This is a genomic window from Pseudomonas boreofloridensis (genome assembly GCF_030580795.1).
Classification (GTDB): domain Bacteria; phylum Pseudomonadota; class Gammaproteobacteria; order Pseudomonadales; family Pseudomonadaceae; genus Aquipseudomonas; species Aquipseudomonas boreofloridensis.
In genome coordinates this window covers 166,980-189,496 of record NZ_JAUQOQ010000010.1, presented here as the reverse complement: position 1 = coordinate 189,496, position 22,517 = coordinate 166,980, and the positions used below count along the sequence as shown (strand labels likewise).

Sequence of the window (22,517 nt, the reverse complement as noted above, 5' to 3'; positions counted from 1 at the left end):
GTGGAAGGTATGTTTGCCGATGTCGATGCCGATCAGGGTCACGTTGCTCATGATGACGGTCTCCGAAGTAAAAACACCCTACGAAAGCGTACGCCTCGTAGGGTGCCGGGGTGACCATCTCATTAAGGGGGTCGCCGTAAGGGCGAAAAGGTGACTAAGCCTCACCAAAAAATCCGGATATTCACCCAAAACCACCTCCCAGAAATCCCTCAACCAGAGAAAACGAAAAAGCCCCACACAAGGCGGGGCTCTTCGTTTACAGCAAGGTGGGGAGGACCTTACATCATGCCGCCCATACCACCCATGCCACCCATATCCGGCATGCCACCACCGGCCGGCTTGTCTTCCGGCAGATCAGCAACCATCGCCTCGGTAGTGATCATCAGACCACCGATCGAAGCAGCCGCTTGCAGGGCCGAACGAGTCACCTTGGCAGGATCCAGAATACCCATCTCGATCATGTCGCCGTACTCGCCAGTCGCAGCGTTGTAGCCGTAGTTACCCGAACCCTGCTTGACCTTGTCGGCCACCACGCTCGGCTCGTCACCGGCGTTGGCGGTGATTTGACGCAGCGGTGCTTCGACAGCGCGACGCAGCAGTGCGATACCAACGTTCTGGTCTTCGTTGTCACCTTTCAGGTCGGCGATCGCAGCCAGGGCGCGAACCAGGGCAACACCGCCGCCAGGCACCACGCCTTCTTCGACGGCAGCACGGGTAGCGTGCAGGGCGTCTTCGACACGGGCCTTCTTCTCTTTCATTTCGACTTCGGTGCCAGCACCGACCTTGATCACGGCAACACCGCCGGCCAGCTTGGCCAGACGCTCTTGCAGCTTCTCACGGTCGTAGTCGGATGAGGTCTCTTCGATCTGCGCACGGATTTGCTTGACGCGTGCTTCGATGTCGCCGTCTACACCCGCACCGTCGATGATGGTGGTGTTTTCCTTGGACAGGATCACGCGCTTGGCGTTACCCAGGTGCTCCAGGGTAGCGGTTTCCAGCGACAGGCCGATTTCTTCGGAGATGACCTGGCCGCCAGTCAGGACAGCGATGTCCTGCAGCATGGCCTTGCGACGGTCGCCGAAGCCTGGGGCCTTGACCGCAGCGACCTTGACGATGCCGCGCATGTTGTTGACCACCAGGGTAGCCAGTGCTTCGCCTTCGACGTCTTCGGCGACGATCAGCAGCGGACGACCCGCTTTGGCCACGGCTTCCAGAACCGGCAGCAGTTCACGAATGTTCGAGATCTTCTTGTCGACCAGCAGCAGCAGCGGGCTGTCCAGCTCGGCGACCATGGTGTCAGGCTTGTTGACGAAGTACGGCGACAGGTAGCCACGGTCGAACTGCATGCCTTCGACGACGGACAGTTCGTTTTCCAGACCCGAACCTTCCTCGACAGTGATCACGCCTTCCTTGCCGACTTTTTCCATGGCTTCGGCGATGATTTCACCGATGGAGTTGTCGGAGTTGGCGGAGATGGTGCCGACCTGAGCGATGGCCTTGGAATCGGCGCATGGCTTGGACAGGTTCTTCAGCTCGGCGACGACGGCGGAAGTGGCCTTGTCGATACCGCGCTTGAGGTCCATCGGGTTCATGCCGGCAGCGACAGCCTTCAGGCCTTCGTTGACGATGGCCTGGGCCAGGACGGTGGCGGTGGTGGTGCCGTCACCGGCCGCATCGTTGGCCTTGGAAGCGACTTCCTTGACCAGTTGCGCGCCCATGTTCTCGAAGGCGTCTTTCAGTTCGATTTCCTTGGCGACCGAAACACCGTCTTTGGTGATGGTCGGCGCGCCGAAGCTCTTGGCCAGGACCACGTTGCGGCCTTTCGGGCCGAGAGTCGCTTTTACCGCGTCAGCCAGAACGTTGACACCAACGAGCATTTTCTTGCGAGCGGAATCGCCGAATTTTACGTCTTTAGCAGCCATGATCGTTTAATCCTTGGAATTCTGTGGAGTAACGGGAAGTCGGGGAAATCAGCCTTCGATGACGGCCAGGATTTCGTTCTCGGCCATGACCAGCAGGTCTTCGCCATCGACTTTCACGGTGTTGCTGCCCGAGTACGGGCCGAAAACCACTTTGTCACCCACTTTCACGGCCAGCGCGCGCACTTCGCCGTTATCCAGGACACGACCGGTGCCAACGGCGACGACTTCGCCACGGTTGGGTTTTTCAGCGGCCGAACCTGGCAGGACGATACCGCCAGCGGTTTTCGATTCTTCTTCGCTGCGACGGATGACGACGCGGTCATGCAGAGGACGAAGCTTCATTGTCGATCTCTCCTAATGTGTGGTTTTCATCGGCCGGTGTGACACCGGCGGGTTGAGCTATCCGGCGTTGCCGGTGGGGGCCCGCACCGGGCGAGCCCCGCATGTCATGTCTGGTGTCGCCACCAGAAACCTTGCGGTGACCACTACATGAGGTCGCGCAGTTCGATTACAAGGGTGAAGCTGGAAATTTTTTTCTCCCAGCCGCCTATAAATGAACAAGCCCGCGCCACCGAAATGGCACGGGCTTGATAGACAGGGGACTGGTTACTGATCGCGGCGCTCGTACTCGCCCTCGATGACATTGGGGCGATGACCGCCATCACGCGGCTGCCCATGCAGCGGGTCATCCTGGAACGCACGCTGGCGGGTGGCCTGGGCCTCGGCACGCTGGCGCAGTTTGCGCGCCGCCAGATGGCGAGTGAAGGGCAGCAAGCACAGCAGACCCAGCACGTCGCTGATGAAACCCGGCAGCAGCAGCAAGCCACCACCGACCGCCAGCATCATGCCCTGGAACATGTCTTCGGCAGGCAACTCGCCACGCTGCAGGCTCTCACGGGCACGCAGCGCCGTGGCCAGGCCCGCGATGCGCATCACCAGCAGCCCCAGGGCCGAACCGGCAACGATCAGCAGCAAGGCTGGGAAGAAGCCAATCGCGGCGCTGACTTTGACGAAGACGAACAACTCCAGCACCGGAAAAATCAGGAACAGCAATAGAAAAGCACGCATCAAGGATTCCTCGACGGAAGTGAACCTTCCAGTAAGACCATCAGATGGATGCCGATGCTACGGATTTCAACCCCGATTCATTTCGTAAACCGGCCAGCGGTCAGCACGCGCCAGCAAAACCAAGGCTTCGCGTACTTGTGTCGGCGTATTGCAAATGCTGGGAAACGCCAGCCAATGGACCGCATGGCCGATGCGCAGGTGCAGCCCTTCGCTGTCGATGCCGACCAGTTCGGCAGGCACACGGCGCGGCAGGCCACAGAGCTCGACATAATGCGCGATGGCGCTGGCATGATCGCTGTTCATGTGCGCAATCATGCTGGCCTCGACCGCGCCCGCGAAGGGGTTGGCCAGGGTCACCTGATCGAGCCAGTGAATGGCGCCAAAGCCGCCGATGTAGCGGTGACGCACCGGCTCCAGCACCCAGAAATCGAAGTCGTGGGCCTTGTGGTAGTCGCTGGCATCGGGGAAGTAGCGGTAGTAGCGGTCGGCAGCAGCCTCGATGGCTTCCGACTCGACCAGCTTGCGCGCCTCGGCCATCACCGTCAGGCGCCCCACGGCCTGCACATCCTCGGCCTCGCGCTCGCCCACCAGCAACGAGCACTTGGGGTCTTGCTGCAAGTTATGGGTGTGCTGGGCAATGCGGCTGATCAAGAGCAGCGGCCGCCCTTGCTCATCGAGGCAGTAAGGCACCACCGAACCGAAGGGAAAGCCGGGCATGGACTTGGACAGGGTCGACAGCACGCCGCGGTATTCCTTGAGCAGCAGCTCCCGAGCGGGTCGAATGGCGTGGGTACTCACAGCGGATCTCCTTGGCAGTCAGCTACGGAAAGCAGCTGCAAGCTATTAGCTACAAGCGGCAAGAAAAAGCAAGCGTGGGACGTGCCTCGGCGGCACCTCCCACCATTCTTCTTGCCGCTTGTGGCTTGCCGCTGCCTTACCAGGCGACGCCGAAGCCTGCGGTGTAGCGGGTCTTGTCCAGGTCGCTGTCGCGGGTGCCGCGGATCAAGTCTTTCTCGGCCTTGAGGTTGAGGGAGGCCCAATCGGTGACCTTGTAGCGCAGGCCCATTTCGGCATCCAGCGAGTAATCGGCCACCGAACCGATCGGCTTGCCAAGCTCGCCGTTGGTGAAGAACTCGACCTTCTTGCCGATCAGGTAGCGGTTGTAGTCCCACTTCACGGCGGCGGAATAGAAGTTGTCCTTGCCGCCGTCGCTGTACTCGTAGTCGGTGCGGTTGATCAGCGTTCCGAGCGAGAAGGCGCCCAGTTCGTTGTCCCAGAACTGATAGCCCGGGCCGGTACCGACCGTGCGCTGGCGCGCCAAGTCTTCGATCATGTCGCGCTTGTACTCCAGGCGCCCCTGCCAGAACCACTTCTCGGTGAGGAAGCGGTCCAGCGCGTACTCGGCGCTCCAGTTGTTGGTGGTGGTGACGTCGTCCTTGGTTTCGCGGTTGTACTCGCCTTCGGCGGTGTGCCGCCAGCGGCCGTGGCGGGCGGTGGTCTTGAAGTCGATGTCGTAGTCGTCGGTGTTCTTCTCGGCGCGCTTGTAGTCCAGCGCCAGGTCGACGTTGCCCTTCCACATGAAGTCTTCCACCAACGGGCGCGGCTTCATGATCTGCTCGATGCTGGCGAGCTCGACGGTCTTGGGCGCCTCGCCGTTGGCCAGGATCACCTTGCCGGACTCGGCAGGCTTGAGCGACTTGGCTTTCTCGCCGGTCTCGGCATCCTGCTTGACCAGCAACTCCTGGTCGCTTTCCAGGGTCTTGATCTGCTTCCAGTCCAAGGCAATGTTGCCGCCATAAGGCGTCTGCAGTAGCAATTTGCCGCCATCGAAGACCTTGATCTTGCCGGTCAGGCGGTCACCGTTTTTCATCCAAACGGTATCGGCCAGGACGGGCGCTGAAAGGGAAGCGGCGAAGAGGCACAGCAGGGCTCTAGAATACATAGGCAAATTTGCGTTCGATTGACTGGAAACGTCGGGCATTATCCAGATACCCGGGATCGGAGCAAGGAAAGACCAGACCTATGCCTACGAGTTCAATTCTCATTTCGCTCATTCATTTGGGTGCTTTCCTTCGCAGCCCAGGGATAGCCTGATGTTGGAACAATCGATTCCGCACAATGGCGACCCTCAAGTCCGACGAACGGCACTCTATGTGGTGCTCGATCAAGTGCCCGCAGGCAAAGTGGTCAGCTACGGCCAGTTGGCGGAAATGGCCGGTCTGGGGCGAGCGGCGCGCTGGGTCGGGCGTACCTTGGGCCAGTTGCCGAGCGACACGCGTCTGCCCTGGCACCGCGTGCTGGGCGCCGGCGGACGACTGAGCCTGGCACCGGGCACCCCCTCTGGCGACGAGCAGCGCGCCAGGCTGCGCGCAGAGGGCGTGAATGTCGCCAACAATCGCGTGGATATGTCGCGCCATGGCTGGCGCCCGATGGAGCACAGCGGTTAGAGTGCGCGCTTTGTTTTCGCAAATTTGAGGCAGATGTTGGCCCATGCCCCGTAAAACCTGGCGCGCTGCGCTCGCTGCCTATGCCAGCCCGTCAACGCTGGTGCTGTTGTTGCTCGGCTTTGCCGCCGGCCTGCCTTACATGCTGGTGTTTTCCACGCTCTCGGTGTGGCTGCGCGAAGCGGGAGTCGCCCGCGAAACCATCGGCTACGCCAGCCTGATCGGTCTGGCCTATGCCTTCAAGTGGGTCTGGTCACCGCTGCTGGACCAATGGCGTCTGCCGGTACTGGGCGGCATGGGCCGACGTCGCTCCTGGTTATTGCTGTCACAAGTGCTGGTGGTGGTGGGGTTGATGGGCATGGGCCTGTGCGACCCGCAGAAGCACCTGTCTTGGCTGATTGCCCTGGCGGTGCTGGTGGCGTTCGCCTCGGCCACCCAGGACATCGCCGTCGATGCCTACCGCCTGGAAATCGCCGACGACCAGCGCCAGGCCGCCTTGGCGGCCAGCTACATGGCCGGCTATCGGGTCGCTGCACTGCTGGCCACCGCAGGCGCGCTGTTCTTCGCCGAGTGGTTCGGCTCCACCGGTTTCAGTTATCTGCACAAAGCCTGGACCGGCACCTATGTCCTGTTCGGCGTGCTCATGCTGCCCGCGCTGTTCACCACCTTGGTGATGCGCGAACCGGCGGTGCCGCTGCGCACCCAACTGTCGGCCGCGCGCTATGGCCTGATGCACCAGTTGGCCTCGGTGTTCGTGCTGATCATCCTATTGGTGTCGGTACCGGCAAGCTTCACCCAGATGTTCAACACCGACTGGGCCAGCGTGGTGTTCGGCAATGCGACGATGCTCGACCTGCTGCGCGAAGACCGTGCCTTCCTGCGCCTGATCCTGTACGCGCTGCTGACCTGGGCCTGTCTGTCTTCCATGGGCCGGCGTGGCCTGGCGCCGGTGCTGACGCCGGTCAACGACTTCATCGTCCGCTACCGCTGGCAGGCCCTGCTGTTGCTGGGGCTGATCGCTACCTATCGAATGTCGGACACGGTGATGGGCGTGATGGCCAACGTGTTCTACATCGACATGGGCTTCACCAAGGATCAGATCGCCAGCGTGAGCAAGATCTTCGGCCTGATCATGACCTTGGTGGGTGCTGGCGTCGGCGGGCTGCTGATTGTGCGCTTCGGCATCCTGCCGATCCTGTTCATCGGCGGCATCGCCTCGGCGGCCACCAACATCCTGTTCGTGATGTTGGCCGACATGGGACCGAACCTGGAGATGCTGGTGGTGACCATCTCGCTGGACAACTTCAGCTCAGGGATGGCCACCTCGGCCTTCGTCGCCTACCTGTCGAGCCTGACCAACCTGAAGTTCTCTGCCACCCAATACGCGCTGCTGAGCTCGATCATGCTGCTGCTGCCACGCCTGATCGGCGGCTACTCGGGCGTGATGGTGGAGAAGTTCGGTTACCACAACTTCTTCATCATCACCGCCCTGTTGGGCGTGCCGACGCTGATCCTGATTGCCCTGCACTGGCATCAGGAGATCAAACGCGGCAAGCAGGTCGAGGCGCAAACCCAGACGAGCGAGCAGCCCTGATCGATCGCCGCGCCGGCCCCGGCAGGCGCGGCGCCGCGCAGCAGCGATCGATTCACGCGCGCCTCAACCCGCGACGACCCCTTCCCCGCCCCGCCCGCCAACGATGAACCACAGCGGCCAGATCGCCAGTGCACCGGCGATCCCCGCCGCCAGCGCGAAGTGCAGCAAGCTGGCGCCGGCGCCGATCATCGCCAGCAACGCGCCGCCGAGCCCCAGCAGGGCGATGGTGATCATGCCCAGCATGGCCGAGACCAGCCCCTTGCTCTGCTCGCTGGCAAACAGCGTCATGCGGTACAGCACCGCGTTGGCCACACCCAGGCCCAATGCGTACAGCGACATGCCGGCCACTACGCTGATCACCGTCGGTCGTAGCCAGGTCGCCAGCACCAGCAACCCCAGACCCGCCAGGTAAGGCCACAGCGCACCGCGCACCAACGCGGGTAGCGGGTAACGGTCGGCAATCCGGTTGATGATCAGATTGCCCAGGATCAACCCGCCGAACACCGGCAATTGCCACAGGGCGTAATCCAGAGTGCTCAGCCCTTCGTCATGGATCAGCAGCACCGGCGACAAGCCGATCCAGCCAATCAGTGGCAGCCCCACCAGACCCAATGCCGCGCTGCCAGCAACGAACTGACGGTTCTTCAGCAGTTGCCCGTAGCCGGCCAGCAGCGGCAGCAGATGGATCGGCGTGAATGCCAGGCGCGAGCCATCGCGACGTTCCACGCCCAAGGTTTCGGGCATCAGCCGGTACAACAATCCCCAGCACAACAAGGCACCGACGGCGAAGGCCACGAACAGCCAGCGCCAGTCCAGCCATTGCAGCAGCAAGGTGCCGACCAGCGGTCCGAGCAACGGCGAGAGCAGGGCGATGTTGGCCAGCAGCGCCATCATCCGCACCGCGTCCGCCTCGCTGAAGGCTTCGTTCAGCGCCGGATAGCTCACCGTCACCACGAAGCCCAGGCCGATGCCCTGCAGCAGGCGCAGCAGGTTGAACAGACCAATGTCCTGGACCCAGAAGGTCGCCAGGCAGGCAATGCCGAAGAAAATGCAGCCACCCAGCAGCAGCGGGCGACGGCCATAGCGGTCGGCCAAGGGTCCGATCAGCCACTGCAGCAGCACGCCGCCGAGCAGGTAGAGGTTCAGCGCATGGGGAATGAACTCGGGACTGGCCTGCAGGTGGTCGACCACCACCGGCATGGCCGGCATCACGGCGTCGCTGGCCAGGTAGGTGAGCAACTCGAACAGCGCCAGGGTGAGGCCGAAGAGCAGCGCGCGCAGAGGGGTGATGTACAGCAGTGGTTTCATGGTGGGGTATCGCGGCAAGGCAAAGGGAGGGCCAGGGTATATGCCATAAACGGCGGGCCAGTGTTGTGAGCAAGTGTAAAGGTGCTACTCGCTGACCGTGCTGAGACGGCAAAAGGCCGCGCTGGCTGGGGAAGATTCCCTGCAAGCGCGGCCTTTTGCCGCTGAAAAGCCGGCCATGCGCCGGCGCAGGAGACGCGCTTATTGCGCAGCCGCCTCCTGCACCACGCGAACCACCCGCTGAGGGAACGGAATGTCGATGCCCTCGGCCTTCAGCCGGTCACGGGCCTGCTCGTTGAGCATGAACATCATGTCCCAGTAGTCGGAGGTCTTGGTCCACAGGCGCAGCGACACGGTGATCGAACTGTCGCCCAGGTTCGACACCACCGCCACCGGCGCAGGATCGGCCAGTACGCGCGGATCCTTGGCCAGCTCCAGCAACACATTGCGCGCTTTCTGCAGGTCGGCTTCGTAATCGACGCCGACATCGAACACCACCTTGCGCGTCGGCTGGCGGTTGGTGTTGGTGATGATGCCGTTGGACAGGCTGCCGTTGGGCAGGATCACCGTCTTGTTGTCACCGGTGCGCAGCACGGTATGGAAGATCTGGATGCTGTCGACGGTGCCGCTGACGCCCTGGGCTTCGATCCAGTCGCCGATGCGGAACGGTCTGAACAGCAGGATCAGCACGCCGCCGGCGAAGTTCGCCAGGCTGCCCTGCAGCGCCAGACCGATGGCCAGTACCGCACCCCCCATGGCAGCGACGAACGAGGTGGTTTCGATGCCGATCATCGAGGCCACACTGATCGCCAGCATCACTTTCAAGGCGATATTGGCCAGGGTGCGAATGAAACCCTGCAAGGCCGGATCGGCGACGCGCAAGCCCACCAGCCGTCCCAGGCGGTCACTGATCTTGCTGGTGACCCACCAGCCGATGGCGAGTGTGAGCAGCGCCAGCAACAGGCGGCTGCCGTAGGCCATGATCAAGGGAATCCAAGTCTGGGACTGGCGAACCAGTTGGTCGACTTCGGCGTTCAAATCCATGTTCTTCTCCTGAATGCCTGACGGCAGGTCTTGAATGAAGCAGGCCGCCGTGCGTCCAGCGGCCCGGAACCGATGGACCGCTCATGCCGCCATCGGGTTCCTGGGAAAAGCCTGATCAATCGCGGAAGTTGTTGTACTGCAACGGCATCTCGAATTCCTTGGTGCGCAGCAGGGCAATGGCTTCCTGCAGGTCGTCACGCTTCTTGCCGGTGATGCGGACCTGCTCGCCCTGGATGGCGGCCTGGACCTTGAGCTTGGCATCTTTGATGGTGGCGACGATCTTTTTCGCCAGGTCCTTGTCGATGCCCTCGCGGAACTTGGCTTCCTGCTTCTTCTCCTTACCGGAGGCGTAGGGGTCTTGGGTTTCCAGGCACTTCACGTCGATCTTGCGCTTGACCAGTGCCAAGCGGAGGATCTCCAGCATGGCCTCGAGCTGGAACTCCTCCTCAGCAGTCAGCAGTATGGTCTGATCTTTGTCCTTGAACTCGAAGGTGCCCTTGCCCTTGAGGTCGTAGCGGCGGTCCAGATCCTTGATAGCGTTGTCGACCGCGTTCTTCACTTCGTGCTTGTCCAGTTCCGATACCACGTCGAACGACGGCATGGGTGTTCTCCATAAAAAAGCGCGCTCGATGCGAAGATGGAGCGCGTCGGGTTTGACGGTTAAAATGCCCGCTCATTATAACGGGTTGCGAAACGCAGATGAGCAGCACCTGGCACATTCTCGGCGCCGGCAGCCTCGGTAGCCTCTGGGCCTGCCGCCTGGCGCGGGCGGGCAAAGCCGTTCAGTTGCTGCTGCGCGACCACCAGCGCCTGGCCGCCTACCGGGCCGCCGGTGGGCTGACGCTGGTCGAAGCGCAGCAGACCACCTCGTTCGCCATTCCCGCGCAGTGTTGCGGCGACAGCGGCCCGATCCATCGTGTGCTGGTGGCCTGCAAAGCGTATGACGCTGCGGCTGCCGTCGCCTGCATCGCCCCACGGCTGGCGAGCGACGCGCAGTTGATCCTGTTGCAGAACGGCCTGGGCAGCCAGGACGAGGTGGCGGCGCTGGTCCCCCAGGCGCGTTGCATTTTCGCTTCCAGCACCGAAGGCGCGTACCGTGAGCAGGACTGGCAGGTGCGCTTCGCCGGCCAAGGCTTCAACTGGCTAGGCGACCCGCTGAATCCAGCCCAACCGGACTGGTTCGGCGACCTGCAAGACGCCGGCATCCCCGCCGAGTGGACCGTGGACATCCTCACTCGCCTGTGGCGCAAGCTGGCCCTGAACTGCGCGATCAACCCGCTGACAGTGCTGCACGACTGCGCCAACGGCGGCCTGCTCGGGCACCTGGACGCAATCGACAGCCTGTGCCGGGAGCTCGGCGAGTTGCTCGAACAGGCCGGCCAACCCCAGGCCGCGCAGGATCTGGCCGAGGATGTGCAGCGGGTGATCCTGGCCACCGCTGCCAACTATTCTTCCATGTACCAGGACGTGCAGGCCGGACGCCGCACCGAGGTGCACTACCTGCTCGGGTACGTCTGCCGTGTCGCCAAGCGCCATGCCGTGGCGACACCTGCCCTGGAACGCCTGCACCAGCGGCTGGTCGATAAGCTGCAGGCGCGCAACCTGCCCTGCGACTGACGTCGCCCACCCTTCCACACGGACCTTGCCATGACCTTGCGCCAACGCCTGGAAAACCTCCCGGTCGGGCAGAAACTGCTGGCCGCGCTGCTGGTGCTTTTGGTGACCATTCTGCTGGTAGCCAACCTGGCCTTCATCAGCGCCGCCTACTGGATCACCCAGGACAGCATGGGCCCGCAAGCCCTGCAGACCATTGGCCGCCTGGTGGCCAATCCACAGCTTTCGGCGCAGGCCAGCGAATCCGCGGAGGACGCCCACGCCCTGCTCAAGGAATTGGACAGCTACACGCCACTGCGCGCCGCGGCCGTCTACGGCAGCGATGGCAAGCTGCTCGCCCAGCTCCAGCATGGCCAAGCGTTGAGCATGCCCAAGCGCTACCGCAACATCGACGGCTGGCGCCTGACCGAATTTCGCAATACCCAGTTGATCGCCCTGCCGCGCCCCGGCAACCCGCCCGCGCACTTGCTGCTGGTGGCCAGCAGCGAGCTGCCGATGGCCTTCTACACCGGCACCCTGTCGGCGAGCCTGGCGATCCTGGTGTTCAGCGTGCTGCTGTGGGTGGTCATCGCCCGGCAGATCAAACGCCTGATCACCCAGCCGATCAACCGTCTGGAAGAGTTGTCGCGCCAGGTCACCCGCGAAGAGAGCTACGCCCTGCGCGCCCAGCGCGGCAACGACGACGAGATCGGCAGCCTGGCCGCGGCCTTCAATACCATGCTGTCGCGCATCGAGGCGCGCGAAGACCAGCTCAAGCGTGCCCGCGACGAGTTCCAGTCGGCCTATGACCAGGCCCAGGGCCTGGCTGAGGAGACCCGCCACACCAACCGCAAGCTGGAGCTGGAAGTGCAGGTGCGCAGCAAGATCGAGAAGAAGCTCACCGGCTTTCAGAACTACCTCAACAGCATCATCGACTCCATGCCTTCGGCGCTTATCGCCCTCGACGAACAGCTCTACGTCACCCAGTGGAACCAGGAGGCCACGGCGCTCTCCGGCACGCCACTGCACCAGGCGCTGAACCAGCCGATCTTCATCGCCTTCGAGCCGCTCAAGCCGTTCCTGCCGCAACTCAAGGACACCGTGCAGAAGCACCGGGTGGCCAAGATCGACCGGGTCACCTGGCCCAAGGACGACGAGCCGCGCCACTACGCCCTGACCTTCTATCCCCTGACCGGCGGCGGCGGACGCGGCGTAGTGATCCGAATCGACGACATCACCCAGCGCCTGTCGTTGGAGGAAATGATGGTGCAATCGGAAAAGATGCTCTCGGTGGGCGGTCTGGCGGCGGGCATGGCGCACGAGATCAACAACCCGCTTGGCGCGATCCTGCACAACGTGCAGAACATCCGCCGGCGATTGTCGCCGGAGTTGCCGCGCAATCAACAGCAGGCTGAGGAATTGGGCATCGAACTGGCTACCGTCAACCGCTACCTGGACAGCCGCGAGGTGCCGCAACTGCTCGAAGGTATTCGTCAGGCAGGCGCGCGCGCAGCGAAGATCGTCACCCACATGCTCAGTTTCAGCCGCCGCAGCGATCGACAACTGGCGCCCTGCGACCTGCCCGCCCTGATCGACCAAGCGCTGGAAATTGCCGGCAACGACTTCGACCTGACCGGCGGCTTCGACTTCAAGGGCCAGGCCATCGTCCGCCAGTTCGATCCAGAATTGGGGCCAGTACCGTGCACGGCGAACGAACTGGAGCAGGTGCTGCTCAACCTGCTGAAGAACGCTGCCCAGGCCATTCACCAGCGCCCGGCGCCCAGCGAGCCGGGGCGCATCGTGTTGCGCACACGGCTCAATCCCCCGTGGGCCGAGATCCAGGTGGAAGACAACGGCGTGGGCATGCCCGAGTCGGTGCGCAAGCGCACTTTCGAGCCATTCTTCACCACCAAGGAGATCGGCCAGGGTACGGGCCTGGGGCTGTCGGTGTCGTACTTCATCATCACCAACAACCACAAGGGGCAGATGGAGGTGCACTCCACCCCGGGACAGGGCACCTGTTTCACCCTGCGCCTGCCCCTCAGTCAAGCGGGCGCGCACCGCTCGCAGCAGACGGAGGCATGACATGGGCTATCGCCTGTCGAAGATCTACACCCGCACCGGTGACCAGGGCGAAACCGGCCTGGGCGATGGCCGCCGCGTGCCCAAGGACCACCCGCGCATCGAGGCCATCGGCGAGGTGGACATGCTCAACAGCCAGTTGGGCCTGCTGCTGGCGGGACTGGCCGAACACGGATTGGTCGAACTGAGCGAGGTGCTCGAACCTTGCCAGCACCGGCTGTTCGACCTCGGTGGCGAACTGGCGATGCCCAGTTACCAGGCGCTGAACCAAGCGGAGGTGGGCCGACTTGAAGCGGCCATCGACCGTTGGAACGACGAACTGGGACCGTTGAAGAACTTCATCCTGCCCAGCGGCTCGGCCTTGGTGGCCCAGGCCCACGTATGCCGGGCGCAGGCCCGTAGCGCCGAGCGGCGGTGTCAGCAGCTCAATGCCCTGGAGCCGTTGGAAGGGGTGGGGTTGGCGTACATCAATCGGCTGTCCGATCTGCTGTTCGTGGCGGCAAGGATTATCGGAAGACGCCAGGGTGTTGCTGAGGTGCTGTGGCAGGCGGCAGAGAAACCGCAGGGCTAGACGGGTGGCGGCAGAACGCGGGCCGCATCGCGGCCCTGCCCTGCTGCACCAGAGCCAAACTCGTCAGACCTCAGGCCAGAACGCCCGAATGCCTGCAACGCCCTGCCCGCCCACCTGCCAGGCGCGCACTCGGTCCTCAGGACCGACGCCACCCAATAGAAACACCGGATGCTCGAACCCAGCGATCAACCGCTGCGCTTGGCCCCAACCGATTGGCGTCGCGTCGGGATGCGTTTGCGTCGGCTGCACGGGCGACAGGGTGACGAAGTCAACCCCCATCTGCCGCGCCAGCTCCAGCTCCTCGGCGCCATGGCACGAGGCCGCCAGCCAACGGTCGGTGGGAAACGGACGACCTTTGGCGGCGTACTTGCGCAACTGCGCCGCAGTCAGGTGCCAACCAGCGGAAGGAAAGTCGCCCAGCCACTCCAACGGCCCCTTGAGCATCAACTGCGCCTTGCCCGCGCACAGTCCTACCGCATCTACCGCCACATCGCGGTACTGCGGGTCGTACATGTCCGGGGCACGCAGTTGAATCAAGCGGATGCCATCAGCCACCGCCTTCTGGATACCGCGCAACAGTTGCGGTGTTTCCAGGCCGTCCGGGGTGATCAGATAGCGGTCGGGCAACCGCGCTGCGGCCACGATCGGTGTGTTGGCCTCGGGGAAGCTGTACTGCGGCAACTCGCGCGGCGACACCCAGGCCAGCGGCTGGCCCTCGGCACCGTGGGGCTGGCCGCTGAACGCGGTGACCTCACGCACATCCAGCAGCACTTGCTTGTCCGGATAATCGTGACTGACCTGGATCAGCGGACGCGAAGCGCCGACTTCGATGCCCAACTCCTCGCGCAGCTCACGGGCCAGCGCCGTCTCGACGTCTTCACCCGATTCGACCTTGCCACCGGGAAACTCCCACAAGCCGCCCTGATGCTGGGAGTCGGCACGCCGGGCGATCAGGATGCGGCCATCCTCGCCGCGAATCACGGCTGCCGCGACATGCACCCGCTTCATCCGGCACGCTCCGCCAGACCGGCTTGCTGCCAGGCCTGGAAGGCCGGCCAGTTGTAGATCGTCTCGATGTAGGCCGCAGCCTCCGCCGGCACGGCCACGCGATAGGTGCGCAAACGCACGGCTACCGGGGCGAAGAAGGCATCGGCCAGGCTCGCACGACCGAACAGGAAGGGACCGCTGTCCTTGGCCACCAGGCGGCACTCGGACCACAGCGCGACCATGCGGTCGATGTCGGTCTGCACGTCGAGCGGCACACTGTCCAACGCCTGATTGCGCGACAGGTCGAACGGCATGGCACCGCGCAAGGCGAAGAAGCCACTGTGCATCTGCGCACAGGCCGAGCGGGCCTGAGCGCGCGCGGCCACGTCCGCCGGCCACAACTGCGCCTGGGGATGCTGTTCGTTGAGGTACTCGGCGATGGCCAGGGAGTCGGCGATGGTGCCGTGTTCGGTCTTGAGTACGGGTACTTTACCCGTGGCCGAATAGGCCAGAAGACGCGTGGAGGTATCGGCCTGGTTCAGTTTGACGAGCGTTTCCTCATAAGGCACGCCGGCCAGTTCCAGAGCCAGCGCACCGCGCAGGGACCAGGAGGAATACAGCTTGTCGCCGATGATCAGGTGATAGTTCATGGGGTCGGCTCCATCGATCGGAAGAGGTGGGGCCGCCCTGCGGCCCCGGGTGTATCAGGTACGGTACTCGGCGTTGATCTTCACGTACTCGTGGGACAGGTCAGTGGTCCAGATCGTCTCGCTGCACTGGCCCCGGCCCAGCTCGATACGGATGGTGATCTCTTCCTGAGCCATCACCGCCGAGCCCTGCTCCTCGGTGTAGCTCGGGCTGCGCCCCCCCTGGCTGGCGATGCACACGTCCCCCAGGTAGACATCGATCAAGCTCACGTCCAACTGCGGTACCCCCGCACGGCCGACGGCCGCGAGAATGCGCCCCCAGTTCGGATCGGAGGCGAACAGCGCGGTCTTGATCAGCGGCGAGTGGGCCACGGCATAACCGACGTCCAGGCACTCCTGGTGATTACCGCCGCCGTTGACCTGCACGGTGACGAACTTGGTCGCCCCTTCGCCGTCGCGCACGATGGCCTGCGCCACCTCCATGCACACCTCGAATACCGCCTGCTTCAGCGCCTCGAACAGCGCGCCGCTGGCCTGCGTGACCTCCGGCAGGTCGGCCTGACCAGTGGCGATCAGCATGCAGCAGTCGTTGGTCGAGGTATCACCATCGATGGTGATGCGGTTGAACGACTTGTTGGCGCCGTCGAGCATCAGGTCCTTGAGTACGGCCGGGGCGACCTTGGCGTCGGTGGCGATGTAGCCGAGCATGGTGGCCATGTTCGGGCGGATCATGCCCGCGCCCTTGCTGATCCCGGTGACGGTGACGGTCACGCCGTCATGCTGGAACTGGCGGCTGGCCCCCTTGGGCAAGGTGTCGGTGGTCATGATGCCGGTGGCGGCTTCAGCCCAGTTGTTTTCCGACAGATCGTCCAGCGCCGCCTGCAAGGCGCCCTCGATCTTCTCGACCGGCAGCGGCTCGCCGATCACACCGGTCGAGAATGGCAGCACCGCTTCGGCAGGCACGCCCGCCAGCTCAGCGAGCTTGGCGCAGGTGCGCTCGGCAGCGGCCAGCCCCAGCGCGCCGGTACCGGCGTTGGCGTTGCCGGTGTTGGTCAGCAGGTAGCGCACAGGACCGTGGACACGTTGCTTGGAGAGGATCACCGGCGCCGCGCAGAAGGCGTTGAGGGTGAACACGCCGGCCACGCTGGAGCCTTCGGCGCAGCGCATGACCACCACATCCTTGCGTCCGGGGCGCTTGATGCCCGCCGAGGCGATGCCGAGTTCGAAACCGGGAACCGGGTGCAGGGTAGGCAGGGGACCGAGACCGACAGCCATTGGAACGCTCCTTGGAAATGAATGGATTGCGAAAAGCAGGGCCGCTTTGCGCCCCATCGCGGCACAAGGCCGCTCCTACAGTGAGTTGAAATACCTGTAGAAGCGGCCTTGTGCTGCGATGGGGCGCGAAAGCGGCCCCGGATGTTACGTCACCGCGAGAGGATCAGATCACTCGATCTGGCCGTGGCAATGCTTGAACTTCTTGCCCGAGCCACACCAGCACGGCTCGTTGCGACCCAGCTTCTGCTCGTTGCGAACCGGCATGGCAGCCACGGCAACCTCAGCGCCCTCTTCGCTCAACGGCTCGCTTTCCAGGCCTGGCGCAGGCGCATGCTGGAACTGCATGCGGCTGGCCAGTTCTTCGGCTTCACGGCGCAGGCGGGCCTCTTCCTCGACTGGATCTTCGCGGCGCACCTGAACGTGGGACAGCACACGGATGGTGTCGCGCTTGATCGACTCCAGCAGCTCCTGGAACAGGGTGAACGACTCGCGCTTGTACTCCTGCTTCGGGTTCTTCTGGGCGTAGCCACGCAGGTGGATACCGTGACGCAGGTGGTCCATGGTCGACAGGTGGTCTTTCCACAGGTCGTCCACCACGCGCAGCAGGATCTGCTTCTCGAAGGTGCGCAGGGCATCGATCCCGGCCTGGTCTTCCTTCTCGGTGTAGGCGGTGGTGATTTCGTTCAGCAGCTTCTCGCGCAGGGTTTCCTCGTAGAGGTGATCGTCCTCGTCGAGCCACTGCTGGATCGGCAGCTTCATGGCGAAGTCACTGGACAGCGACGCTTCCAGACCGGCGACATCCCATTGCTCAGGCAGCGATTGCGGCGGAATGTGCTGGCTGATGGTAGCGTCCAGCACTTCCTTGCGGAACTCGCCGATGGTGTCGCCGATGTTCTCGGCGGCCAGCAGGCTGTTACGCATGTGGTAGATGACCTTGCGCTGCTCGTTGGCCACGTCGTCGTATTCGAGCAGTTGCTTGCGGATGTCGAAGTTACGGCCTTCGACCTTGCGCTGCGCCTTCTCGATGGCGTTGGTGACCATGCGATGCTCGATGGCTTCGCCGGACTGCATGCCCAGGGCCTTCATGAAGTTCTTCACCCGATCGGAGGCAAAGATACGCATCAGGCTGTCTTCCAGCGACAGGTAGAAACGGCTGGAACCGGCGTCGCCCTGACGACCAGCACGGCCGCGCAACTGGTTGTCGATGCGGCGCGACTCGTGGCGCTCGGAAGCGATCACGTGCAGGCCACCGGCTTCCAGCACCTGCTGGTGACGCTTCTGCCAGTCGGTCTTGATGTGGGCGATCTGCTCTTCGGTGGGGTTGTCCAGGGCGGCGACTTCGGCCTCCCAGTTACCGCCCAGCAGAATGTCGGTACCGCGACCGGCCATGTTGGTGGCGATGGTCAGCGCACCCGGCGCACCGGCCTGGGCGATGATCTCGGCTTCCTTCTCGTGGTACTTGGCGTTCAGAACCTTGTGCTCGATGCCTTCCTTGTGCAGCAGGTTGGACATGTGCTCGGAGGTCTCGATGGTCGCAGTACCGACCAGTACGGGACGGCCCTTGGCCATGCTCTCCTTGATGTCGGTGATGATCGCCGCGTACTTCTCCTCGGCGGTCAGGTACACCAGGTCGTTGAAGTCCTTGCGCGCCAACGGCTTGTTCGGCGGGATGACCATCACGTTGAGGCTGTAGATCTGGGCGAACTCGAACGCTTCGGTGTCGGCGGTGCCGGTCATGCCGGACAGCTTGGTGTACAGACGGAAGTAGTTCTGGAAGGTGGTCGAAGCCAGGGTCTGGCTCTCGGCCTGGATGTTCAGGTTTTCCTTCGCCTCGATGGCCTGGTGCAGGCCCTCGGACAGGCGGCGACCTGGCATGGTCCGGCCCGTATGTTCGTCGATCAGCAGGATCTGACCGTCCTGGACGATGTACTCGACGTTGCGGTGGAACAGCTTGTGGGCACGCAGACCGGCGTAGACGTGGGTCAGCAGGCCCAGGTTGTGCGCCGAGTACAGGCTCTCGCCCTCGGCCAGCAGGCCGACCTGGGTGAGCATTTCCTCGATGAACTGGTGACCGGCTTCGTTGAGCTCGACCTGGCGGCTCTTCTCGTCGATGGTGAAGTGACCTTCCTGGGTCACCTGGCCTTCGACCTCCTCGATGTGCTGCTTCAGGCGCGGGATCAGGCGGTTGATCTCGGTGTACAGCTTGGAGCTGTCTTCGGCCTGGCCGGAAATGATCAGCGGGGTACGCGCTTCGTCGATGAGGATCGAGTCCACTTCGTCGATGACCGCGAAGTTCAGCTCACGCTGGAACTTCTCGTCCTGGCTGAAGGCCATGTTGTCGCGCAGGTAGTCGAAGCCGAATTCGTTGTTGGTGCCGTAGGTGATGTCGGCCGCGTAGGCGGCGCGCTTTTCTTCCGGCGGCTGGAAGGCCGAGACGATGCCGATGGTCAGGCCGAGGAACTCGTACAGCGGACGCATCCAGTTGGCGTCGCGACGGGCGAGGTAGTCGTTGACCGTGACCACGTGCACGCCTTTGCCGGACAGTGCGTTGAGGTACACCGCCAGGGTGCCGACGAGGGTCTTGCCCTCACCGGTACGCATCTCGGCGATCATGCCCTCGTGCAGGGTCATGCCGCCGATCAACTGGACGTCGAAGTGGCGCATGCCCATGACGCGCTTACCGGCCTCACGGGCCACGGCGAAGGCTTCGGGCAGCAGTTGGTCGAGGGTTTCGCCTTTGGCCAGGCGCTCTTTGAACTCTGCGGTCTTGCCGCGCAGTTGTTCGTCGGAGAGGGCCACCATCTTCTCTTCGAAGGCATTGACGGCACTCACCGTCTTGAGCATGCGCTTGATCTCACGCTCGTTCTTGCTTCCAAAAAGTTTTTTCAACAAAGGCGCAAACATATCGGCTGGTTCTTCCACACTTAGGGATGGAGGGCGGCCCCGAGAGTCGCCCGTGCAGCCCTTGGGCCGCATGCGAACGAGCATTCTACCCGGAAACGATGGTGAGGAAAGTGGTGGATTTCCACGATGCTGGCACAGCGCTTTTAGCGGGGCTTACCTAACATAGGGATATTTTTTCCAAGTTCAAGGCGCCAGATCATGAAAGCTGCGATTGCCGCACCTGCCCCCGCGCATCGGTGCGCTGAGGCACGCCGCACAACGGCGGCGATGCCATCTGTTAGACTGCCGATCTTGTAACCTCGTGCGTACCCCGATGGCCTATAAACCGCCTTCTGCCCAGCCCCCCGCCGCCCTGCTGCGCCAGGCCAGGCCACTGCGTCTGCTGCTCAACCAGGCCGAGCGCCTGGAGCACCTGCAGCGCCTGCTGGAAAGCCAACTGCAGCCGGCCGCCCGCGAGCATTGCCATGTCGCCTCGTGGCGCGATGGTTGCCTGCTGCTGGTGGTCACCGACGGGCACTGGGCGACCCGCCTGCGCTATCAACACAAACGGCTGCTGACGGCCCTGCGCGGCATGGACGCCTTCGGCAACCTGCAGCGCATTCGCTTCCAGGTGCAGCCGCCGGTGGCGGCGCCGAAACGACAGATGCACGCCAGTGAGTTATCGCGCCAGGCTGCGCAGAGCCTGCGCGAAACCGCCGAAGCCATCGAAGACCCGAAACTGCGCGCAGCGCTCGAACGGCTGGCCGCCCATGCGCCAGACAACAGCTGATCGCAGAATGAAAAAAGGCCACCCGAAGGTGGCCTCAATGAACTAGAGAGTGTTCGAACTTACACGGCCGCAACAGGGCGCATGTAGGAGATCGGTGCCGTGCTGGCATCTTCGAAGGTGACCACTTCCCAGGCATCGGTTTCGGCGATCAGCTTGCGCAACAGTTGGTTGTTCAGCGCGTGTCCGGACTTGTAGCCCTTGAACTCGCCGATCAGGCTGTTGCCCAGCAGGTAGAGATCGCCGATGGCGTCGAGGATCTTGTGCTTGACGAATTCGTCTTCGTAACGAAGGCCGTCCTCGTTGAGCACACCGGTCTCGTCGACCACGATGGCGTTCTCGACGCTGCCACCGAGCGCCAGGTTATGCTGGCGCAGGTACTCGATGTCGCGCATGAAGCCGAAGGTGCGTGCCCGGCTGACTTCCTTGACGAAAGACGTGCTGGAGAAGTCGACGCTGGCGCTCTGGGTCCGGTTGCGCAGGACCGGATGGTCGAAGTCGATCTCGAAGCTCACCTTGAACCCGTCGAAGGGCATGAAGGTGGCGCGCTTGTCGCCCTCCTCCACGGTCACTTCGCGCAGGATGCGGATGAACTTCTTGGCGGCGTCCTGTTCTTCCAGGCCGGCGGATTGAATCAGGAATACGAAGGGTCCGGCGCTGCCATCCATGATCGGCACTTCCGAGGCGGAGAGCTCGACGTAGGCGTTATCGATGCCCAGGCCCGCCATGGCGGAGAGCAGGTGCTCGACCGTATCGACCTTGATGTCACCGTTGACCAGCGTCGTCGACATGGTGGTCTCGCCGACGTTGGCCGCACGTGCCGGGATCTCGACCACAGGGTCAAGGTCGGCACGGCGGAAGACGATGCCGCTATCCACCGGTGCCGGCTTCAGAGTCAGGTAGACCTTCTCTCCGGAGTGCAGGCCGACACCTGTGGCACGAATGGTATTCTTCAGGGTGCGTTGTTTGATCATGGCATTGGCCGCTTTAGCGCTAATTGCGAATTGGTATCAACAAAGGCTGGGAATGATAGCAGACCCGGCCTTTGCTGAACACCAATCACCCTCATAGCCCTGATAAATTCCATCAATCGGCCTGGCGACGCAGGAAGGCCGGGATGTCCAGGTAATCCAGATCGTCCTGTGGGTTGAGTTTGGCCGCAGCGGCAGCACCGGCGTGAGCCTGGTTGCGCATCACGGTCGGACGCTCCAGCTCACGGTAATTGACCGATGGCTGTTCTGCACGCACGGGTGCCGGATTAGACGCTTCGTACACCTGTTGCGCGGTCTGCAGGGTGTTGTCCACCACTTTGACCGGCTTCTCGATACGCGCACCCAGGCCGGTAGCGACCACGGTGACGTGCAGCTCGTCGCGCATGTCCGGATCGATCACGGTACCGACCTTGACCATTGCGTGGTCGGAGGCGAAGGCTTCGATGATGCTACCCACATCGGAGTACTCACCCAGCGACAGGTCAGGACCTGCGGTGATGTTCACCAGGATGCCGCGGGCGCCCTGCAGGTTGACGTCTTCGAGCAGCGGGTTGCGGATCGCCGCTTCGGTGGCCTCGCGGGCACGGTTCGGACCGCTGGCGCAGCCGGTACCCATCATGGCCATACCCATTTCGCCCATCACTGTGCGCACGTCGGCAAAGTCGACGTTGATCATGCCGGGACGCTTGATGATGTCGGAGATACCGCGCACGGCACCGGCGAGCACATCGTCCGCCTTGGCGAACGCCGACAGCAAGCTGGCGTCCTTGCCCAGGATGGTCAGCAGCTTCTCGTTGGGAATGGTGATCAGCGAGTCGACGCTTTCAGCCAGCATGCGAATGCCTTCGTCAGCGATCTGCATGCGCTTGCGGCCTTCGAACGGGAACGGACGGGTCACCACCGCAACGGTGAGAATGCCCATTTCCTTCGCCACTTCGGCGATGATCGGCGCTGCACCGGTACCGGTACCGCCGCCCATGCCGGTGGTGATGAACACCATGTTGGTGCCCTGCAGGACTTCGGCAATGCGCTCACGATCTTCCAGCGCGGCCTGACGACCGACTTCCGGATTGGCACCTGCGCCCAGGCCCTTGGTGACGCCGGTACCCAGTTGCAGGATGGTGCGTGCACCAATGCTCTTCAGCGCCTGTGCATCGGTGTTGGCGCAGATGAACTCCACACCCTCGATGTTGCTTTTGACCATGTGGTTGACGGCGTTGCCACCACCACCACCGACGCCGATCACTTTGATGACCGGGCTTTGCGGGACGTTGTCTACGAGCTCGAACATTTTCCCTCTCCTTACAGTTCTCTAGTTTTTTA

At 63.1% G+C, this 22,517-nt stretch carries 20 protein-coding genes; 6 read left to right on the top strand and 14 right to left on the bottom strand.

The window, feature by feature from the left end:
- Nucleotides 1-278: 278 nt before the first annotated feature.
- The 5 genes from groL to Q6A47_RS14410 all read right to left on the bottom strand — a co-directional run bounded on the left by groL (nucleotide 279) and on the right by Q6A47_RS14410 (nucleotide 4,932).
- Nucleotides 279-1,922: a chaperonin GroEL gene (groL, locus tag Q6A47_RS14430; RefSeq protein ID WP_029614824.1), complete on the bottom strand. Its 1,644-nt coding sequence runs from the start codon at nucleotides 1,920-1,922 to the stop codon at nucleotides 279-281.
- A gap of 48 nt (nucleotides 1,923-1,970) precedes the next feature.
- Nucleotides 1,971-2,264: a co-chaperone GroES gene (locus Q6A47_RS14425; protein ID WP_029614823.1), complete on the bottom strand. Its 294-nt coding sequence runs from the start codon at nucleotides 2,262-2,264 to the stop codon at nucleotides 1,971-1,973.
- Nucleotides 2,265-2,528: 264 nt separating this feature from the next.
- Entirely contained in the window at nucleotides 2,529-2,990 is a 462-nt protein-coding gene (locus Q6A47_RS14420) for an FxsA family protein (RefSeq protein WP_029614822.1), read from the bottom strand.
- Between the two features lie 66 nt (nucleotides 2,991-3,056).
- Nucleotides 3,057-3,788, bottom strand: coding sequence for a HugZ family pyridoxamine 5'-phosphate oxidase (locus tag Q6A47_RS14415; RefSeq protein ID WP_304484620.1), 732 nt, complete (start codon nucleotides 3,786-3,788; stop codon nucleotides 3,057-3,059).
- A 136-nt stretch (nucleotides 3,789-3,924) separates the two neighbouring features.
- Nucleotides 3,925-4,932, bottom strand: a complete 1,008-nt coding sequence (locus Q6A47_RS14410) for a DUF481 domain-containing protein (protein WP_039579801.1) — start codon at nucleotides 4,930-4,932, stop codon at nucleotides 3,925-3,927.
- A gap of 151 nt (nucleotides 4,933-5,083) precedes the next feature.
- On the opposite strand from Q6A47_RS14410, the gene Q6A47_RS14405 reads away from it, so the two are divergent.
- Nucleotides 5,084-5,437 (top strand): MGMT family protein, encoded by a 354-nt coding sequence (locus Q6A47_RS14405; protein ID WP_029614819.1) that lies wholly within the window; start codon nucleotides 5,084-5,086, stop codon nucleotides 5,435-5,437.
- A gap of 43 nt (nucleotides 5,438-5,480) precedes the next feature.
- Nucleotides 5,481-7,028, top strand: a complete 1,548-nt coding sequence (locus Q6A47_RS14400; RefSeq protein ID WP_039579807.1) for an AmpG family muropeptide MFS transporter — start codon at nucleotides 5,481-5,483, stop codon at nucleotides 7,026-7,028.
- A 63-nt stretch (nucleotides 7,029-7,091) separates the two neighbouring features.
- Here the strand turns inward: Q6A47_RS14400 and Q6A47_RS14395 are convergent, their stop codons facing one another.
- From Q6A47_RS14395 to Q6A47_RS14385, 3 genes are all read right to left on the bottom strand, one after another.
- Complete coding sequence (locus Q6A47_RS14395; RefSeq protein ID WP_039579810.1) at nucleotides 7,092-8,336, bottom strand: MFS transporter; 1,245 nt, start codon at nucleotides 8,334-8,336, stop codon at nucleotides 7,092-7,094.
- A 198-nt stretch (nucleotides 8,337-8,534) separates the two neighbouring features.
- Nucleotides 8,535-9,377, bottom strand: a complete 843-nt coding sequence (locus Q6A47_RS14390) for a mechanosensitive ion channel family protein (RefSeq protein ID WP_039579813.1) — start codon at nucleotides 9,375-9,377, stop codon at nucleotides 8,535-8,537.
- A gap of 115 nt (nucleotides 9,378-9,492) precedes the next feature.
- Entirely contained in the window at nucleotides 9,493-9,978 is a 486-nt protein-coding gene (locus Q6A47_RS14385; protein WP_039579816.1) for a YajQ family cyclic di-GMP-binding protein, read from the bottom strand.
- 98 nt (nucleotides 9,979-10,076) lie between these two features.
- On the opposite strand from Q6A47_RS14385, the gene Q6A47_RS14380 reads away from it, so the two are divergent.
- The 3 genes from Q6A47_RS14380 to Q6A47_RS14370 are packed head-to-tail and all read left to right on the top strand — an operon-like array spanning nucleotide 10,077 to nucleotide 13,623.
- Complete coding sequence (locus Q6A47_RS14380) at nucleotides 10,077-10,994, top strand: putative 2-dehydropantoate 2-reductase (protein WP_304484619.1); 918 nt, start codon at nucleotides 10,077-10,079, stop codon at nucleotides 10,992-10,994.
- Nucleotides 10,995-11,024: 30 nt separating this feature from the next.
- The gene (locus Q6A47_RS14375) at nucleotides 11,025-13,055 is read left to right on the top strand and encodes a HAMP domain-containing sensor histidine kinase (protein WP_039579822.1); all 2,031 of its coding nucleotides are present in this window, start codon (nucleotides 11,025-11,027) and stop codon (nucleotides 13,053-13,055) included.
- A 1-nt stretch (nucleotide 13,056) separates the two neighbouring features.
- Nucleotides 13,057-13,623, top strand: coding sequence for a cob(I)yrinic acid a,c-diamide adenosyltransferase (locus Q6A47_RS14370; protein WP_039579825.1), 567 nt, complete (start codon nucleotides 13,057-13,059; stop codon nucleotides 13,621-13,623).
- A gap of 63 nt (nucleotides 13,624-13,686) precedes the next feature.
- On the opposite strand, the gene Q6A47_RS14365 is transcribed toward Q6A47_RS14370, so the two are convergent.
- The 4 genes from Q6A47_RS14365 to secA all read right to left on the bottom strand — a co-directional run bounded on the left by Q6A47_RS14365 (nucleotide 13,687) and on the right by secA (nucleotide 19,436).
- Nucleotides 13,687-14,631 (bottom strand): Nudix family hydrolase, encoded by a 945-nt coding sequence (locus Q6A47_RS14365; protein ID WP_304484618.1) that lies wholly within the window; start codon nucleotides 14,629-14,631, stop codon nucleotides 13,687-13,689.
- A complete protein-coding gene (locus Q6A47_RS14360) occupies nucleotides 14,628-15,260 on the bottom strand; it encodes a glutathione S-transferase family protein (protein ID WP_304484617.1) in 633 nt (210 codons plus the stop codon). The genes Q6A47_RS14365 and Q6A47_RS14360 overlap by 4 nt, the downstream gene beginning before the upstream one ends.
- Before the next feature lie 54 nt (nucleotides 15,261-15,314).
- The gene (argJ, locus tag Q6A47_RS14355; RefSeq protein ID WP_039579833.1) at nucleotides 15,315-16,532 is read right to left on the bottom strand and encodes a bifunctional glutamate N-acetyltransferase/amino-acid acetyltransferase ArgJ; all 1,218 of its coding nucleotides are present in this window, start codon (nucleotides 16,530-16,532) and stop codon (nucleotides 15,315-15,317) included.
- A 168-nt stretch (nucleotides 16,533-16,700) separates the two neighbouring features.
- Nucleotides 16,701-19,436: a preprotein translocase subunit SecA gene (gene secA, locus Q6A47_RS14350; protein WP_039579835.1), complete on the bottom strand. Its 2,736-nt coding sequence runs from the start codon at nucleotides 19,434-19,436 to the stop codon at nucleotides 16,701-16,703.
- A gap of 313 nt (nucleotides 19,437-19,749) precedes the next feature.
- On the opposite strand from secA, the gene Q6A47_RS14345 reads away from it, so the two are divergent.
- A complete protein-coding gene (locus tag Q6A47_RS14345) occupies nucleotides 19,750-20,205 on the top strand; it encodes a DUF721 domain-containing protein (RefSeq protein WP_304484616.1) in 456 nt (151 codons plus the stop codon).
- Nucleotides 20,206-20,264: 59 nt separating this feature from the next.
- On the opposite strand, the gene lpxC is transcribed toward Q6A47_RS14345, so the two are convergent.
- A complete protein-coding gene (lpxC, locus tag Q6A47_RS14340) occupies nucleotides 20,265-21,176 on the bottom strand; it encodes a UDP-3-O-acyl-N-acetylglucosamine deacetylase (RefSeq protein ID WP_029612152.1) in 912 nt (303 codons plus the stop codon).
- Nucleotides 21,177-21,288: 112 nt separating this feature from the next.
- Nucleotides 21,289-22,485 (bottom strand): cell division protein FtsZ, encoded by a 1,197-nt coding sequence (ftsZ, locus tag Q6A47_RS14335; RefSeq protein ID WP_116888994.1) that lies wholly within the window; start codon nucleotides 22,483-22,485, stop codon nucleotides 21,289-21,291.
- Nucleotides 22,486-22,517: the final 32 nt, after the last annotated feature.

Coding starts and splice junctions, on each gene's coding strand:
- groL (WP_029614824.1), bottom strand. CDS start 1,922: ATGGCTGCTAAAGACGTAAAATTCGGCGATTCCGCTCGCAAGAAAATG.
- Q6A47_RS14425 (WP_029614823.1), bottom strand. CDS start 2,264: ATGAAGCTTCGTCCTCTGCATGACCGCGTCGTCATCCGTCGCAGCGAA.
- Q6A47_RS14420 (WP_029614822.1), bottom strand. CDS start 2,990: ATGCGTGCTTTTCTATTGCTGTTCCTGATTTTTCCGGTGCTGGAGTTG.
- Q6A47_RS14410 (WP_039579801.1), bottom strand. CDS start 4,932: ATGTATTCTAGAGCCCTGCTGTGCCTCTTCGCCGCTTCCCTTTCAGCG.
- Q6A47_RS14405 (WP_029614819.1), top strand. CDS start 5,084: ATGTTGGAACAATCGATTCCGCACAATGGCGACCCTCAAGTCCGACGA.
- Q6A47_RS14400 (WP_039579807.1), top strand. CDS start 5,481: ATGCCCCGTAAAACCTGGCGCGCTGCGCTCGCTGCCTATGCCAGCCCG.
- Q6A47_RS14395 (WP_039579810.1), bottom strand. CDS start 8,336: ATGAAACCACTGCTGTACATCACCCCTCTGCGCGCGCTGCTCTTCGGC.
- Q6A47_RS14390 (WP_039579813.1), bottom strand. CDS start 9,377: ATGGATTTGAACGCCGAAGTCGACCAACTGGTTCGCCAGTCCCAGACT.
- Q6A47_RS14385 (WP_039579816.1), bottom strand. CDS start 9,978: ATGCCGTCGTTCGACGTGGTATCGGAACTGGACAAGCACGAAGTGAAG.
- Q6A47_RS14380 (WP_304484619.1), top strand. CDS start 10,077: ATGAGCAGCACCTGGCACATTCTCGGCGCCGGCAGCCTCGGTAGCCTC.
- Q6A47_RS14375 (WP_039579822.1), top strand. CDS start 11,025: ATGACCTTGCGCCAACGCCTGGAAAACCTCCCGGTCGGGCAGAAACTG.
- Q6A47_RS14370 (WP_039579825.1), top strand. CDS start 13,057: ATGGGCTATCGCCTGTCGAAGATCTACACCCGCACCGGTGACCAGGGC.
- Q6A47_RS14365 (WP_304484618.1), bottom strand. CDS start 14,631: ATGAAGCGGGTGCATGTCGCGGCAGCCGTGATTCGCGGCGAGGATGGC.
- Q6A47_RS14360 (WP_304484617.1), bottom strand. CDS start 15,260: ATGAACTATCACCTGATCATCGGCGACAAGCTGTATTCCTCCTGGTCC.
- argJ (WP_039579833.1), bottom strand. CDS start 16,532: ATGGCTGTCGGTCTCGGTCCCCTGCCTACCCTGCACCCGGTTCCCGGT.
- secA (WP_039579835.1), bottom strand. CDS start 19,436: ATGTTTGCGCCTTTGTTGAAAAAACTTTTTGGAAGCAAGAACGAGCGT.
- Q6A47_RS14345 (WP_304484616.1), top strand. CDS start 19,750: ATGGCCTATAAACCGCCTTCTGCCCAGCCCCCCGCCGCCCTGCTGCGC.
- lpxC (WP_029612152.1), bottom strand. CDS start 21,176: ATGATCAAACAACGCACCCTGAAGAATACCATTCGTGCCACAGGTGTC.
- ftsZ (WP_116888994.1), bottom strand. CDS start 22,485: ATGTTCGAGCTCGTAGACAACGTCCCGCAAAGCCCGGTCATCAAAGTG.